Origin of the sequence: Kitasatospora sp. NPDC087861 (assembly GCF_044742585.1) — a bacterium.
Lineage (GTDB): Bacteria > Actinomycetota > Actinomycetes > Streptomycetales > Streptomycetaceae > Kitasatospora.
This window is the reverse complement of record NZ_JBIUUS010000005.1, coordinates 191,175-206,142: the sequence shown is the minus strand read 5'-3', so window position 1 is coordinate 206,142 and position 14,968 is coordinate 191,175. Positions and strand designations below refer to the sequence as shown.

Sequence of the window (14,968 nt, the reverse complement as noted above, 5' to 3'; positions counted from 1 at the left end):
CCTACCACTGCCCGGCTTGCGGACGTTCGGCCTACAACGGCCCCGCCTACGGGCGTTCGGCCCACGACGGCCCGGCTTGCGGGCGTTCGGCCTACGACGGCCCGGCCTACGGGCGTTCGGCCAGGCGCTCGAAGCGCAGGACGAGCCCGTCGAGCAGTGCCTCCAGGCCCGTCTCGAAGGCGCCCTCGTCCACCGTCCCGCGGTGTCCGGCCAGCCGGTGCGCCTCGCCGAGGTGCGGGTAGTCGGCCGCGTCGTACACCTCGGCGTCCGCGGGGAAGCCGGCCGCGAAGGAGGCCAGCGCCGATCCGGTGACGAAGTAGCGCATCAGCGCGCCGATCCGGGTGGCCTGGCCGCGCGGCCAGCCGGCCTCGACCAGGTGGCCGAAGACGGCGTCGGCCAGGCGCAGCGCGTTCGGCCGGCGGCCCGGGCCCTGGGCGAGCACCGGCACGATGTTGGGGTGGGCGGCGAGCGCGGCGCGGTAGGAGCGGGCCCAGTCGCGCAGCGCGTCCGGCCAGGGCGTCGCCCGACCGCCGGGGGCGCCGAACATCGACAGGTCGACTTCGCCGATCACGCTGTCCACCACCGCGTCCAGCAGTTCGTCCTTGGTGGCGACGTGGTTGTAGAGCGAGGGCCCGCTGACCGACAGTTCGGTGGCGAGGCGGCGGGTGGAGAGGGCCGCCAGGCCCTCGGCGTCGATCAGTCGCAGAGCGGCGGCGACGATGCGCTCGCGGCTGAGCAGCGGGGTGCGCGGGCGGGCCATCGGGGTACGTCCTCCGGTTCCTCCGGTCGGGTGGGGCGGCGACCGATTCTGACAGGTGCCCCTTCCCAGCGCGGGCCGGCCGGGGCTACAGTCCCTCCATAAAACTTGCAGCGCTAGTTTAAGGGATCGGGAGCCGCCGTGAACCTGGAGCTGTCCGCGGAGCAGAGCGCCGTCCGGGACCTCGCCGCCTCCTTCACCGACCGCGAGATCGCGCCGTACGCCGCCGAGTGGGACCGCGCCGAGTCCGTCGACCGCGCGATCATCGGCAAACTCGCCGCACTCGGCTTCCTCGGCCTCACCATCCCCGAGGAGTACGGCGGCAGCGGCGGCGACCACCTCGCGTACTGCCTGGTCCTGGAGGAGCTCGGCCGCGGCGACTCGGCCGTCCGCGGCATCGTCTCGGTCACGCTCGGCCTGGTCGCCAAGTCGGTCAACGGCTACGGCACCGAGGAGCAGAAGCGGCACTGGCTCCCCCGGCTCACCTCGGGCGAGGCGCTCGGCTGCTTCGCCCTCACCGAGCCCGGCACCGGCTCCGACGCGGCCAACCTCACCACCCGCGCCGTCCGGGACGGCGACGACTGGCTGATCAGCGGCGCCAAGACGTTCATCACCAACGGCACCTGGGCCGACGTCGCCCTGGTCTTCGCCCGCACCGGCGGCGACCATCCCGAGCACCAGGGCCACAAGGGCATCACCGCCTTCCTCGTGCCCACCGGGCTGCCCGGCTTCACCCGCACCGAGATCCACGGCAAGCTCGGACTGCGCGGTCAGGCCACCGCCGAACTCGCCCTCGACAACGTCCGGGTGCCCGACAGCGCCCGGCTCGGCGAGGTCGGCAAGGGGTTCCGGGTGGCGATGTCCGCGCTGGCCAAGGGCCGGATGTCGGTCGCGGCCGGGTGCGTCGGCATCGCCCGCGCCTGCCTGGAGGCCGCCGTCCGCTACGCCGGCGAGCGCGAGCAGTTCGGCAAGCCGATCGCCTCGCACCAGCTCGTCCAGGAGCTGCTGGCCGGCATCGCCGTCGACGTCGAGGCCGCCCGGCTGCTCACCTGGAAGGTCGCCGACCACATCGAACGCGGCCTGCCGTTCGCCACCGAGTCCTCGGTGGCCAAGCTGTACGCGAGCGAGGCCGCCGTCCGGGCCGCCAACAACGCGCTCCAGGTGTTCGGCGGCTACGGCTTCATCGACGAGTACCCGGTCGGCAAGTACCTGCGCGACGCCCGGGTCATGACGCTCTACGAGGGCACCAGCCAGATCCACCAACTGCTCATCGGCCGCGCCCTGACCGGCGTCGACGCGTTCTGACCACACGTTCCGACAACACGTCAACACCCGCTGAAAACACCGCTGTTCCGTCTGCTAAGGAGCCCGACGACGTGCGTCCCGTCTACTTCGCCGCAGCCCGCCGCACACCCATCGGCCGGCTGCGCGGAGCGCTCGCCACGGTCCGCCCGGACGACCTCTCGGCCACCGTGCTGCGCGCCCTGCTCGCCGACGTCCCCACCCTCGACCCCGCCCGCATCGACGACGTCTACTGGGGCGCCGCCAACCAGGCCGGCGAGGACAACCGCAACGCCGCCCGGATGGCCGTCCTGCTGGCCGGCCTGCCGGAGACCGTCCCCGGCGCCACCGTCAACCGGCTCTGCGCCTCCGGCCTGGAGGCCGTCACCCTCGCCGCCCGGGCCATCGGCTCCGGCGAGGCGGACGTCGTCCTGGCCGGCGGCTGCGAGTCGATGACCCGCGCCCCCTTCGTCCTCCCCCGCCCCGACGAGGCCCTGCCGCACCGGATCGAGACCTACGACACCCGGCTCGGCTGGCGGCTCACCAACCCCCGGATGGCCGACCTGCACGGCGTGCTCAGCATGGGCGAGACCGCCGAGGAGGTGGCGAGCCGGTACGGCATCGGCCGGGAGCGCCAGGACGCCTTCGCGCTGCGCAGCCACCAACGGGCCGCCGCCGCCCGCAAGGACGGCCACTTCGACGCCGAGCTGATCCCGGTCGAGCGGCCCGACGGCGTGACGGTCGGCCAGGACGAGGGCATCCGCGAGGACACCAGCCTGGAGAAGCTCGCCCGCCTCAAGCCCGCCTTCCGCCCCGGCGGCACCGTCACCGCCGGCAACGCCTCGCCGATGAACGACGGCGCGGCCGGGCTGGTCCTGGTCAGCGAGGAGGCGCTGCGCGAGCTCGGGCTGCGGCCGCTCGGCCGGTACGTGGCCGGCGCCTCCGCCGGGGTGCACCCCGACATCATGGGAATCGGCCCGGTGCCGGCCACGCAGAAGGTGCTCGGCCGGGCCGGCTGGTCGCTCGCCGACCTCGACACCGCCGAGCTGAACGAGGCCTTCGCCGCCCAGGCCCTGGCCTCCGCCGACGGCCTCGGGTTCGACCCGGAACAGGCCGACGAACTGGTCAACCCGAGCGGCGGAGCGATCGCGCTCGGCCACCCGCTGGGCGGCTCGGGCGCGCGCATCCTCACCACCCTGCTGCACCGGATGCGCCGCACCGGCGCCCGGCGCGGCCTCGCCACCATGTGCGTGGGCGTCGGTCAGGGCACCGCCGTCCTCGTCGAGAACGTCCTCTGAGGGAGCACCGGAAGTGACTGAAGTGACTGAAGTGTCTGCGGCGAGCGGAGCCGGCGAAGTGAACGAGGTCGGTGAAGTGAACGAGGTCGGTGAAGTGACGGGCCACGCGCGCAGGTTCGCGGGCCGGGTGGCCGTCGTGACCGGCGCGGCGCAGGGCATCGGTGCGGCCACCGCCCGCCGACTCGCCGCGGAGGGCGCCACGGTCGCCGTCCTCGACCTCACCGCCGAACGGGCGGCCGGGACGGTCGCGGAGATCACCGCCACGGGCGGCACCGCGCGAGCGTACGGCTGCGACGTGGCCGACTACGACGCCGTCGAGGCGGTGTTCGCGCAGGTCGCGGCGGATCTCGGCGGGGTGCACATCCTGGTGAACAACGCCGGGATCACCCGGGACAACCTGTTCTTCAAGATGCCGAAGGCCGACTGGGACGCGGTGCTGACGGTCAACCTGACCAGCGCGTACAACTGCAGCCACGTCGCACAGAAGTACATGGTGGCGCAGAAGTACGGGAAGATCGTCTCGCTCAGCTCGCGCTCCGCCCTCGGCAACCGGGGCCAGGCGAACTACGCGGCCGCCAAGGCCGGCATCCAGGGGCTCACCGCGACCCTCGCGATCGAGCTGGGCCCGTTCAACATCAACGTCAACGCCGTCGCCCCCGGGTACATCGCCACCGCGATGACCGCGGCCACCGCCGAGCGGGTCGGCAGCACGGCCGAGGACCACCAGGCGGAGGTCTCCGCCCGGACCCCGCTGCGCCGGGTGGGGCAGCCGGAGGAGATCGCCTCCGTGGTCGCCTTCCTTGCCAGCGAGGACGCCTCCTACGTCAGCGGGCAGACCTTGTACGTCAACGGCGGGGCCCGGTAGCCACGGCAGGGTCATCAGGTATTCTGACGATCGTACTGACGTGTCATCACATAGCCGTCCCAGGTGCGAGGTTACCTTCACCTGGGACGGCCTTTACCTTTTCGCGTGGCCGAGCATGACCATGTCCTTGATCAAACGACCCCACCAAATGACTATGGCATGATCATGCGACAATCGATGGGATGGCCGGACCACCCGACCGGACCAGGTCGGGCCCTGCGTCCCAAGGAGTCCCATGGGCAGCCCCGCCCCCCTTCGCCGCGCCCTGGCTCTGCTCGCCGTCGGGGCCACCGCCCTCACGGCCGGCACCATCGCCGTACCGGCGGTCGGCGCCGCGACCGCCGCCCCCGCACACGACCTCGCGGGCGTCCACGTCCGCCCGGCCTCCTTCGGGCACCACAACGCCCAGGCGCGCGTCGCTCCGCTGAGCACCACCCAGTGCGTCAGCCAGATCGGCATCCACTGCTACTCGCCGCTGCAGTACCGCAACGCCTACAACCTGAACCCGCTGTACCAGGAGGGCGTCACCGGCAAGGGCCGCACGATCGTCATCGTCGACTCCTTCGGCTCGCCGACCATCCAGCACGACCTGGAGGTCTTCGACAAGCAGTGGGGCATCCAGGACACCCAGGTCGAGGTGGCCAAGTGGGGCAACGTCCCCGTCTTCGACCCCAAGAACCCCGACCACACCGGCTGGGCCGGCGAGACCACCCTGGACGTCGAGTACGCCCACGCCATCGCCCCGGACGCCCACATCGTCCTGGTCGAGACCGGTGTCGCCGAGACCGAGGGCACCACCGGCCTGCCCGAGATGATGGACGCCGAGCAGGCCCTCATCAAGGCCGGCCGCGGCGACGTCATCTCGCAGAGCTTCGGCGCCACCGAGAACACCTTCCCGGGCTACGACAAGGGCGACTTCAAGTCGCTCACCGACCTGCGCTACGCCTTCAAGGCCGCCGCCGACCGCAACGTCACCGTGCTCGCCGCCTCCGGCGACAACGGCGCCACCGACGCGCAGACCAACGGCACCGACCTGTACCCGTACAAGGTCAACTCGTGGCCGTCCTCCGACCCGCTGGTCACCTCCATCGGCGGCACCCAGCTCACCCTGGACGACAACGGCGCGCGCACCGCGCCCGACAAGGTGTGGCACGACAAGTCCGGCGCCGGCGGCGGTGGCGTCTCGGGCATCTTCGACCGCCCGTGGTACCAGGCCGGCGTCGCCAACGTCACCGGCAACCACCGCGGTACGCCCGACATCAGCATGAGCGCGGCCGTCGACGGCGCCGCCTGGACCTACGAGTCCTACGACCCGACCGCCGTCGGCTGGCACCTCACCGGCGGCACCAGCGAGGCCACCCCGCTGTTCTCCGGCGTCGTCGCCCTCGCCGACCAGCTCGCCGGCCACCGCCTCGGCCAGCTCAACTGGCGCCTGTACGGCCTCAACCTGCTCCCGAGCGGCTTGAGCGGCATCGAGGACGTGAAGGAGGGCGACAACTCCTGGAACGGCGTCACCGGCTACACCGCCACCGAGGGCTACGACCTCTCCAGCGGCCTCGGCACCATCAACGGCGCCAAGTTCGTTCACGCCATCGCCGGTCGGTGACCGGTAGCAGGTAACAACTAACAGCGAACAGATAACAGATTTCGAAATCTGTTATCTGTTCGCTGTTTTCTGTTCTCTGTCAGCTGTCGGCTGCCAGCTGTCCGGCCGAGGTGTCAGGCGCGGTCCGCCGGGGAGGGGACGGGGGCGGCAGGGGCAGGGGCAGGGGCAGGGGCAGGAGCAGGAGCGGCGGCCAGCTGGGCGAGGTAGCGCTCGGCGGCGCGGAGCTTGCGGCCGTCCCGGCCCGGGAGGAAGGCGCGGAGTTCAATGATCTCCGGGGCGATCCGGAGGGCCGCCGCCCGGTCGGGGATCGAGCGCCAACAGGCTTCGGCGTTGGTGGCCGCCTGCTGCGTCTCCGGGTGGTCCGGGCCCTGCGAGCGGAGCAGCGTCAGCGCCACCTCTCGGTAGATGTCGGCGGCCTCGGCGGGCCGACCCGCGAGACGGCACACGTGCGCCCGGACCTGGCGCACCTGGAGGACCGGTTCGGAGACCGCGCCGTGCTCGGCGATCGCCTCCAGTTCGAGGGCGAAGGCGAGGTCGGTGGCGGCACCGTGGTCCCCGGCATCCGCGCTGCGGACGATTCGGCCGATGACCTCCCGGTAGTCGGCGCGCGGCGGAACGGACGCCGGAGCGTCAGCGGGCGCCGGGTCGACTTGCACCGCATCGACCGGCACCGCGTCCACGGGGGCCTCGTCCTCGGCCGGCGCCGCGTCCTTCGGCAGCTCTGCCTCCGGCGCCGAGTCTGCGGGGGCCTCGTCTGCCAGAGGAGCTTGCGCCGGGACGGCGTCCTGCGGTTCCGCCGTGACCGGGACGGCATCCGTCGGCTCCGGCTGCTCCGTCGGTTCCGGTTCCGGTTCCGGCTCCGGCTCCGGCTGCTGAAGCTTGGCCAGCGACACGCCCGCAGCCGACTCCACGGCCTCGGCGGCCTCGACGACCTCGGGCACCTCGTCCGCCGGCGCGAGCTTGCGCAGGGTCACGCCCGACGAGTCGGCGGGCTGCGCCTTCAGCAGACTGACCGGGCGGGCCGGCCGGGGCGGGGTCGGCGGCACACCGGGCTTGACCAGGCTCACCAGTCCGGCCTCGGCCACCGGGGCCAGGGCCGGAGCCGGGACCGGGGCGGCCACGGACGGTTCGACGACGGCGTCCCACGGCTCCGCCTGGCCCGGCACCAGCGGCGCCGGTGCCGCCGGCGGCACCGACGGTGCAGGTGGCTCGGACGGTGCAGGTGGCTCGGACGGCGCGGCGTCGACCGGCGGCACGGCCTCGGCGAAAGGCACGGCCTCGGCCACCGACGGCACGACGTCCGACAGACCGTCGCCACGGCGGGCGGTGTTGCGGAAGACCGGGCGGTCCGGGGCGTGCGTGGCCAGGATGATGACGTCCGGCCGCAGCACCGAGTACACCTGCTGCCGCAGTTGCTCGGGCGCGAGCACGTCGCCCGCGCCGGGGCGGCCGCCGTGCAGCGCCTCGATCAGGGCGCGGGTGAAGGTGCCGATCTGCTCCGGGTCCGGGCTGACGACGGCCCACAGCGGAATGCCCTCGCTGAGCGGCGAGACGGCGCCCTGGAGGTACGGCCACGCGTTCTGGTCGGCGCTCAGGTCGGCGATGACGAGGGTCTGCCACTCGGCCGGGCGGTGGCCCAGCTCGGCGGCGACGGCCTGCCAGGGCAGACCGTCCTGCTTGGAGTCGCGCAGGGTGAGCTGAAGCTGGCCGCCGCGCTTGTCGGCGACGATGTGCCCGCCCAGATGGACGAGCAGCGGCCCCGGGTGGCGGGAGGCGGCGCGCAGGTGGGCGAGGACGGTGTGCGGGTCACTGGCGCCGGGCAGGTGGACGGCGTCCACCGCGTCCGCTGCGAGCAGCACCTGCGGCGAGACGGCCGCGAGCATCGCGGACAGCACCGACGCCTGGGCGGGACCACCACGGCCCCAGGTGCGGCGCCCGGAGTTGCCGTAGCCGCCCTCGACGACCAGGATCCGTCCGCGCGGCGCCGCCCCGAGCCCGCCCGCACCGGAGGCACCCGCACCCGCACCCGGTGCCGGGAACGGCAGCGGCGTGGCCGCGGAGGGCGGCACGCTCACGACGGGCATGCCGGTGACGGTCCATCCGGTGGGCGCGGCCGGCAGCGGGGCCGGGCCCACCGGGGCGGACGGCGGGACCGGCGGCGCGGGCGGCGGCTCGTACAGCGCGGCGGGCCCGGGCGGGTGTTCCTCCGCCGGGATGCGCGGCGGCGGTACGGCGTCCCACGGGCCCGAGTCCGCTGCCGGTTCGGGGCCTCCTGGGACAGCTGTCGTCTCCGCCATCTTCTGGTCACCGCCCCACCCCGCCGCTTCGCGGCGTCTGATGCCCTTGCTGTGTGGTGCCTGCCACCACTCCCGTTGCGCCACCCTACGAGATCCCGGCACACCCGATCCAGGCCGGGTCTCCGATCAGCGCGCCACACGGCCCGCTATCGTGCCGTCATGGCAGGCCTCGGCGTACCTCTTCTGTTCCTCGACATCGACGGACCACTGATCCCGTTCGGCGCGCCGCCCCCGGGCGGCTACCCCACCTACCGCGGCCCGTACGCCACCGGCCCAGGCCCAGGCCCCGGCTCAGGCCCGGATGCCAGCCCCCTGCTGGCCCGCGTCGATCCGGCACTCGGCCGACGCCTGCTGAACCTGCCCTGTGAACTGGTCTGGGCGACGACCTGGATGTCCGACGCCAACGCCTGCCTCTCCCCCTGGCTCGGCCTGCCTCAACTCCCCGTTCTGGACTGGCCGGTGGCCAACGACGACGAACCGGTCGGCCTGCACTGGAAGACCCGCGCACTGGTGGCCCGGGCCGCCGGCCGCCCGTTCGCCTGGGTGGACGACGAGATCACCGCCGCCGACCGCCGCTGGGTCTCGGCCCACTCGCCCGCTCCCACGCTCCTCCACCGCGTCGATCACCAACGCGGCCTCGCCGACGCCGACTTCGCCACCCTGGACGCCTGGCTGCGGTCAGTCTGACTACACTCCCCCGCCATGGACTACGCCGCCGGACCACCACTGCCCTGGCACGTCGCACTGGACGGCGGGGTGCTGATCGAGCTGTGGGCGGACGGATACGGCGTCGAGGACGGGGCGTACCTCTTCAGCGTGCTGGCCCGGGCCACACAGGAGGAACAGCGGCAGGTCGACGTCGTCGCCCGGACCCCGACGGACCCTCAGCGGGTGGGTGTCGCGGTCGCCCGGTTCCCGGCCACCGCCGTCCGGGACGTCCACACCGCCACCACCCGTGCCGCCGACGGCCGGTGCGCCTGCCCGGGCTGACCGGGCACAGCACCCCGCCCGCGTGTCGCTGCCCGGCCGCTCCGAGGGGCGGCCGGGCAGCGGAACGGGCCGGGTCAGGAACCGGCGAGCAGATCGCGGAGGAGGGCGACGGTGTCGGCGTCGAGGTCGCGGCCGGTGCGGCGGCTGAGCGCGTCGAGGCGGTTGACGGCGCGCAGGAGCTGGTCGCGGGCACCGGCCGAGGCGTAGGCGTAGAAGAGGTCCCGGTGCAGGAGCTCGACGTCCGGGGCGACGGCGAGGCCGCGGAACACGGCGGCCTCGGCACTGCGGTGGTCGCCGTACTGCAGGCGGCGGGCGGCCAGTTCGTGGGCGGTGTCGACGATCGCCGCGATCATGTCCTGGCGTTCGGCCTCGGCCCAGCCGTAGGAGGCGGGCGGGGCCTCGGCGAACGGTGCGCCGCGCACCAGGGCCAGGGCATGGGCGAGGGCGGCGTCGGCGGTGGCGCTGGTGCTGCGCATGCCGCGCCGGTAGAGGCTGCGGAACTCGTCCCAGTCGCAGGTGACGACCGGGGTGAAGGAGTAGCCGTCGGTGGTGTCGGTGGGCAGGAAGGCGCGGCCCTCGGGCGAGGTCCCGAACCAGGCTGCCAGGTCGGCGAGTTTGCCGGGTAGCGGGCTCTTGGCGTCGGCCGCGGTGGGGTGCGGGTCGAGGTGGGCGGCACCGGGGTGGAGGTCGTGGTCGAGGGCGTGGTGGTCGGCGCCGGGGCGCAGCGCGAGGTAGACGGCGAGTTCGGTGAGCCGGGGCAGCGCGCCGGGTTCGGCGGTGCCGAGGGCCCCGGCGACGTCGACCGGGCCGAGCAGGCGGATCCGGGGGGCATTGCGGGTGGCGTGCGCCTCCGGGGAGCGGAGGATGGCGAGCAGGTCGTCGCTGTCGCTGCGCCCGGGGGTGGTCTGGGCGACCAGGGCCGCGGCGGGGCCGGGCTCGGCGACGGCTCGGGCGGCGGGCCCGGCGGCAGACGCGGACTCGGACGCGGCGCCAGGCCCGGGATCAGCCAGGGGCTCCGGGCGGGACGGGATGCGCGGGTCGGCGCCGGTGGGCGCGGGCGCAGGCTGGTGCGTCGGAGCGGGCTCGGCGCGCGGCGCGGGCACGACCGGCTGGACGGGCTGGACGGGCTGGACGGCCGCCGGGGCTTCCTCCGCCGCCTCCGCCGCGCCCGGACGGCGCAGGTCCCGGGTGGCCTCGTCGACGGCCTGCTCGGCCACGGGCTCGCTCTCGGCCCCGGTCCCGACCTCCGTCCCGACCTCCGTCCCGCTCCCGGCCTCCGTTCCGATCCCGCTCCCGGCCTCCGTCCCGCTCCCGATCTCCGTCCCGGTCTCGGCGGACGCGGCCTGCCGCCCCTGCCCGTTGACCGCGTACCGCCCCGGTCCGGCCGACGGGGCCGGTACCGGCGTCGCCGGGTCGGTGCCCGCGAACGGGCTGGCGCCGGTGCCGATGCCCCGGGCGAGCAGCCGAGGCCCGGAGGCCGTGTCCGTACCGTCCTGCGCGCCGACCGCCGGGGCGCCGACGGCGGCCAGCACCGGTACGGCGGCGGGCAGTTCGGCGGTGTCGGCGTCGTCCGCGTCCGGGTCGGACCCGGGACCGTCCAGGGTCCAGGCGGGGGCCGGGTGCTGGGTGAGGTCGTCGGCGGCGCGGAGCAGCTCGGCGACCTGGTCGTACTGCTGGTCGCTGAGCCGCTGGAGTTCGACGGTGAGGTGCAGGCCGGGGATGGCGGCCTGGCCGGTGGCCGGGAGGGTCCAGCGGGCGACGGGGCCGGTGCCGCGCTCGGGGGCGCGGGTGATCACGGCGACGCAGGTGCGCGGGCGGGCGTCGAGCAGGCGGCCGAGTTCGGCCGGGATGTCGCCGTCGGGCTGCTGGGCGCAGAGCACGATCTCGGGGATCCAGGACTCGTCGGCCTGGCCCCGGCTGCGGGCGTCGCGCGGGCTGGCGGCCTCGGCGGCGACCAGCGTGGCACGGGCCTTGGCGGTGCGCGGACCGAGTGCGGCGAGCGCGGCCTCCAGGGTGGGGTGGCGGTGGACGCGCTCGGCGGCCGGGCCACTGATCGGCACCTCCTCGGCGAGGTCGACCAGGTGCAGGTGGAGCCGGTCGGCGAGCGGGCTGTGCGCGAGTTCGATGGCGAGGGTGCGCAGGATGTCGCGGGCGTCGTCGGGGTGGCCGGAGAGGTGGAGCAGCCGCACGGCCTCCAGGTCGGCGAGGACGACCGAGCCGTCGGGCGAGGCACCGAGGGTGACCAGGGCGGGGTAGGGCGCGGCGGTCTTGCGGGCCTGGGCGGCGCTGAGCAGGTCGCCGGAGTCGGGGCTGCACCACCAGACGTTGGCGGCGTGCGCGGCGCGGAACGGCGCGATCGGGGTGGCCGGGCCGGAGAGGTGCAGTTCTATGGTGTGGCCGGGGGTGATCCGGGCGGCGACGATGGCGGGCAGCCGCTTGCCGCCGCGCACGGTGTTGCGGGCCATGGTGCGCAGTGCGCGGTCGAGCAGGTCGAGGCCGGCGTCGTCCTGGCGGGCCCTGAGCTCGTTCTCGAAGGCGGCGGCCTCGGCCGCGGGCATGGCGATGCGGTGCCGGGGGCGGCGAGCGCGTTGCTGGGTGCCGCGCTTGTGGGCGACGGTGCCGACCATGACGGCGGCGAGCAGGACGCCGACGGTGGAGGCGGTGAGAGCGATGGAGTAGTCGTCGCCGGCGGCCGGTTCGGCGTGCGCGGCGGGCGCGGGCGCGTGGACGGGCGCCTGGGTGGGCGCCGGGGTGGCCGGCTTCGGCGCGGCCTGGGAGGGCGCCACCTGGGTCGGCGCGGGGGCCGGGGCAGGGGCAGGCGCAGGAGCAGGCGCAGGCGCAGGAGCAGGCTCAGGCGCCGGAGCCGGAGCCGGAGCCGGCGAGGAGGCGGGCGCGGGAGCGGCGGCCCCCGGCACGGTGAGCACCATCCCGGGTACCACCACGTCCGGATCGGTCAGCTGCTCCCCGTCCGGCGCCTGTGCCCCCTTGTTCGCCTCGAACAGCTTCGGCCACGCCTCGGCGTCCCCCAACTCCCGCTGGGCGATGGCGGACAGGCTGTCCCCGGCCTGCACGGTCACCGTCGCGTGCCCGCCCGCACCCGGCTCCGTCCCGGACTGCGGCGCCTGCGCCGACCCGGGCGCAGAGCCGGACGCCGCCCCTGAAGCCGACCCGGCGCCGGGCGCCGGCGCGGCGTCCGTACCGGAGGCGGGCGCCGGAGCCTTCGCCTCGTCCGCCTTGGCGTCCCCCGGCATCAGCAGCGACCACCCCGGCTGGATCGGCCGGTCGGCGTCGAAGCGGATGCCGGAATCGTCCATCACCCGGCCGTCGTTGAGCTTGGCGATGTCCACCCACCTCTCGCCGGAGCCGAGTTGGTTCTCGGCGATGGACCACAGGCTGTCGGCGGGCCGGCTGTCCCGCACGGTGTACGTGGGGTTCTGCTCGGCGGCGGGTGCCAGGGCGGGCGCGGACTGGGCGGCGGGCAGGGCGGCGCGCTGTACGCCCGCGGTCAACTGGGCCGGGGCGGTGACGGTGTGGGCGGGGGCGGCCGCGAAGGCCGAGCCGGCGACCGGCATCAGCGCGAACACCGAGCCGACCAGCCCGGCCGCGAGCCGCTGGCTCCAGCCGAAGGCCGGGATGCGGCGGGCGATCCGGCCGCGCAACTGGGCGGGGATCTCCAGCAGGACGGAGAGCGCGAAGCAGGCCCAGGCGAGCCAGCCGACCACGACCAGCAGCCAGAGGAACAGCCGTCCGTCGTCCGGACCGGTGAGCGCCTGGCCGACGCCCTCCGGCGCGACCTCGCCCATCGCGGCGACCGCGCGGGTGCCGTAGAGCAGCAGCGCGGGGACGCCGAGCAGCAGGGCGAACAGGGTGACCAGCGCGGCGAGTGCGGTGATCAGGGCGGCGCCGCGGCCGCGCCCGCGCGGTGGGCGGGGCGCCGGGGCGGCGGGCCGGCCGGCGGCCCGGTGTCCGGTGTGGGCCCGGTCGTTGGCGGTTCGAGCCCGGCCCGGGGCGGTTCGGGCCTGGTCCTTGGCACGTGGCGCGGCCATCAGTCGGTCTCCGCTTTCTCGACTCCGTGGACGAGGGTCGCACTGCCCTTGCCCGTTACCTTCCGCTCCCCGAGTGAGCCCAGCAGGACGGGCCGGAAGTCGGCCCGCACGGTGACGGTGACGACCTTGCCGTCGCCGGAGAACTCGACCTCGCCGGCCCGCAGGCCGTACAGGGCCAGGTAGGCGTCGGCGGCCTGCCGGACGTAGTCCTGCTGGATCCTGAAGCCCTTGCCCTGGAGGACGGCGGCCTGGTCGAGCTGCTGTCCGCCGACCCGCGCGGCCTCCTGGGCGTACGCGTCGGTGCGTTCGGCGACCCGCAACCGGCCGCCGGCGTCGATCACCAGGGCGATGACGAGCACGACGTAGGCCGCGCAGATCGCCACGAAGAGGGCGACCGCGCCCCGGTCGGAGCGGCGCCGAAGCCGCGCCCTGAACGGCACTCTCATCCCCCCTGCCCCTTCCGCACTCGTTCTCCCCACCGGCCCCCACCGGGCGCCCCTCGGTCCCGTTGCGTCATCCCCCGAGCGCTCTCCGCTTGCGTCTCCCCCGCGCGGGCCGTCCCCAATCCCCCGTTGTGGCCCGTGTCCCGCCGGGCGCCCTCCCGGGCCGTCATGTGCCCCGGTAGCGGTCCACCACCGAGGTGAACTCGCCGACGAGGTGCTTCGTCACGGGTACGCCGGACGGTCCGCCGAGCAGGTCGGCCAGTTCGACGTCGCACACCACCGTGACCTTGACGGTCGTGACGGCTCCGCCGGGCAGGTCCAACTCGCCCGGCACCACCTGGACGTCCCCGTTGCGGCAGGACACGCCCTGCTGGCGCAGCGTCGCGAGGGCCGACTCCCGGCCCGGTTGCACCATCCCGTCGACGCTGCGCTGCAGCGAGGCGGTGCGCGCGCCCGCGCGGGCGGCGGCCTCGACCGTGCCGGCCGTGGTCTGCACCCGTCCGGCGGCGACGGCCACCAGGACCAGCCCGACCACGGCCGGCACGACGATCGCCGCCTCGATGGCGATCCCGCCGCCGTCGCCCCGCCGCCCGGGCCACCACGCTGGCAGGCGCGCCGGCCGCGGTGCCGACGCGCGCGGGGCGCGGGTCCGCCGTCTCACGGCCGCACCACCGCGGGCGGGACGAACCGCTCGCGCGGCGCCTCGGCGAACTGCCGGAGGGAGGGTGCCGACAGCCCGGGTATCAGCAGCGGCGGCCGCACCGCCACCGTGACCCGGATCAGCTCGGGCGTGCTTCCGTCGGTCGTCACCGTGTAGGAGCGGACGCCCTGCCGGTCGAGGAAGTCGCTGGCCTGCCGGCCCGCCGCCTCGTTCTTCGCCTCGTCCGTCGCGTTGCCCTGCACCCGGCCGGCGTCCACGCCCTCCCGGGCGGCGGTGAGCGCGAGCTGCCGGTCGTACCACCAGAGCGCGGCCTGGACGACGAGCAGCAGGAGCACCAGGACGACCGGGAAGACGATGGCGAGGCTCACGCTCATCGACCCCCGGTCGCCGCGACGGCGGGGTCGGTACGTCACTTGGTGGCGCCACCCGCACCCGCGCCCGGCATGTTCGGGTCCTGCTCGACCTTCTGCACGACCTTGTCCTTCAGCAGGTACAGCGCGGTCGCGACGGCGCCCGCGACGAAGACCAACGCGATGATGGCGAGGGCGAGTTCGATGCTGATGGCGCCGCGGTCGCCGCGCGCGCGGGCGGCGCGCAGCCGGCCCAGCCGCAGGGTGAACAACAGCAGGGCGAACTGCACGGGCAGCAGGACGGGCCGGATCAGCCTGCCCGCCAGGCGGGCGAGTCGGACGGTCATTCGGGTCTCCCGGTGGTGTGGTGTGGT

Annotated in this window: 13 protein-coding genes; 6 read left to right on the top strand and 7 right to left on the bottom strand. The window is 74.8% G+C overall.

Translation table 11 applies throughout. The annotated features are described in order from the left end of the window. Window positions 1-106 precede the first annotated feature (106 nt). The gene (locus tag ACIOJE_RS10360) at window positions 107-760 is read right to left on the bottom strand and encodes a TetR/AcrR family transcriptional regulator (RefSeq protein WP_400774932.1); all 654 of its coding nucleotides are present in this window, start codon (window positions 758-760) and stop codon (window positions 107-109) included. 138 nt (window positions 761-898) lie between these two features. Between ACIOJE_RS10360 and ACIOJE_RS10355 the strand changes: the two genes are divergently transcribed. The 4 genes from ACIOJE_RS10355 to ACIOJE_RS10340 all read left to right on the top strand — a co-directional run bounded on the left by ACIOJE_RS10355 (window position 899) and on the right by ACIOJE_RS10340 (window position 5,807). Then, a complete protein-coding gene (locus ACIOJE_RS10355) occupies window positions 899-2,062 on the top strand; it encodes an acyl-CoA dehydrogenase family protein (RefSeq protein ID WP_400774929.1) in 1,164 nt (387 codons plus the stop codon). A gap of 71 nt (window positions 2,063-2,133) precedes the next feature. Further along, window positions 2,134-3,336: a thiolase family protein gene (locus ACIOJE_RS10350; RefSeq protein ID WP_280679528.1), complete on the top strand. Its 1,203-nt coding sequence runs from the start codon at window positions 2,134-2,136 to the stop codon at window positions 3,334-3,336. A 94-nt stretch (window positions 3,337-3,430) separates the two neighbouring features. Next, a complete protein-coding gene (fabG, locus tag ACIOJE_RS10345) occupies window positions 3,431-4,201 on the top strand; it encodes a 3-oxoacyl-ACP reductase FabG (protein ID WP_280679749.1) in 771 nt (256 codons plus the stop codon). Between the two features lie 235 nt (window positions 4,202-4,436). Further along, entirely contained in the window at window positions 4,437-5,807 is a 1,371-nt protein-coding gene (locus ACIOJE_RS10340) for a S8 family serine peptidase (RefSeq protein WP_400774925.1), read from the top strand. A 113-nt stretch (window positions 5,808-5,920) separates the two neighbouring features. On the opposite strand, the gene ACIOJE_RS10335 is transcribed toward ACIOJE_RS10340, so the two are convergent. Next, a complete protein-coding gene (locus ACIOJE_RS10335; RefSeq protein ID WP_400774923.1) occupies window positions 5,921-8,104 on the bottom strand; it encodes a hypothetical protein in 2,184 nt (727 codons plus the stop codon). Window positions 8,105-8,263: 159 nt separating this feature from the next. Between ACIOJE_RS10335 and ACIOJE_RS10330 the strand changes: the two genes are divergently transcribed. Continuing rightward, window positions 8,264-8,791: an HAD domain-containing protein gene (locus tag ACIOJE_RS10330; RefSeq protein WP_400774920.1), complete on the top strand. Its 528-nt coding sequence runs from the start codon at window positions 8,264-8,266 to the stop codon at window positions 8,789-8,791. Window positions 8,792-8,806: 15 nt separating this feature from the next. After that, window positions 8,807-9,094 (top strand): hypothetical protein, encoded by a 288-nt coding sequence (locus ACIOJE_RS10325; RefSeq protein ID WP_400774918.1) that lies wholly within the window; start codon window positions 8,807-8,809, stop codon window positions 9,092-9,094. A 74-nt stretch (window positions 9,095-9,168) separates the two neighbouring features. Here the strand turns inward: ACIOJE_RS10325 and ACIOJE_RS10320 are convergent, their stop codons facing one another. From ACIOJE_RS10320 to ACIOJE_RS10300, 5 genes are all read right to left on the bottom strand, one after another. Next, window positions 9,169-13,140, bottom strand: a complete 3,972-nt coding sequence (locus ACIOJE_RS10320; RefSeq protein ID WP_400774916.1) for a BTAD domain-containing putative transcriptional regulator — start codon at window positions 13,138-13,140, stop codon at window positions 9,169-9,171. After that, window positions 13,140-13,586, bottom strand: coding sequence for a hypothetical protein (locus ACIOJE_RS10315; RefSeq protein ID WP_280679516.1), 447 nt, complete (start codon window positions 13,584-13,586; stop codon window positions 13,140-13,142). Before ACIOJE_RS10315 ends, ACIOJE_RS10320 begins: the two co-directional genes overlap by 1 nt. Before the next feature lie 163 nt (window positions 13,587-13,749). Further along, window positions 13,750-14,244: a TadE/TadG family type IV pilus assembly protein gene (locus tag ACIOJE_RS10310; RefSeq protein ID WP_280679514.1), complete on the bottom strand. Its 495-nt coding sequence runs from the start codon at window positions 14,242-14,244 to the stop codon at window positions 13,750-13,752. Further along, window positions 14,241-14,618, bottom strand: a complete 378-nt coding sequence (locus tag ACIOJE_RS10305) for a TadE/TadG family type IV pilus assembly protein (RefSeq protein ID WP_280679512.1) — start codon at window positions 14,616-14,618, stop codon at window positions 14,241-14,243. Before ACIOJE_RS10305 ends, ACIOJE_RS10310 begins: the two co-directional genes overlap by 4 nt. A gap of 35 nt (window positions 14,619-14,653) precedes the next feature. Continuing rightward, complete coding sequence (locus tag ACIOJE_RS10300) at window positions 14,654-14,941, bottom strand: hypothetical protein (protein ID WP_280679508.1); 288 nt, start codon at window positions 14,939-14,941, stop codon at window positions 14,654-14,656. Between the last annotated feature and the right edge of the window lie 27 nt (window positions 14,942-14,968).

Coding starts and splice junctions, on each gene's coding strand:
- ACIOJE_RS10300 (WP_280679508.1), bottom strand. CDS start 14,941: ATGACCGTCCGACTCGCCCGCCTGGCGGGCAGGCTGATCCGGCCCGTC.
- ACIOJE_RS10340 (WP_400774925.1), top strand. CDS start 4,437: ATGGGCAGCCCCGCCCCCCTTCGCCGCGCCCTGGCTCTGCTCGCCGTC.
- ACIOJE_RS10325 (WP_400774918.1), top strand. CDS start 8,807: ATGGACTACGCCGCCGGACCACCACTGCCCTGGCACGTCGCACTGGAC.
- ACIOJE_RS10360 (WP_400774932.1), bottom strand. CDS start 760: ATGGCCCGCCCGCGCACCCCGCTGCTCAGCCGCGAGCGCATCGTCGCC.
- ACIOJE_RS10315 (WP_280679516.1), bottom strand. CDS start 13,586: ATGAGAGTGCCGTTCAGGGCGCGGCTTCGGCGCCGCTCCGACCGGGGC.
- ACIOJE_RS10330 (WP_400774920.1), top strand. CDS start 8,264: ATGGCAGGCCTCGGCGTACCTCTTCTGTTCCTCGACATCGACGGACCA.
- ACIOJE_RS10320 (WP_400774916.1), bottom strand. CDS start 13,140: ATGGCCGCGCCACGTGCCAAGGACCAGGCCCGAACCGCCCCGGGCCGG.
- ACIOJE_RS10335 (WP_400774923.1), bottom strand. CDS start 8,104: ATGGCGGAGACGACAGCTGTCCCAGGAGGCCCCGAACCGGCAGCGGAC.
- ACIOJE_RS10305 (WP_280679512.1), bottom strand. CDS start 14,618: ATGAGCGTGAGCCTCGCCATCGTCTTCCCGGTCGTCCTGGTGCTCCTG.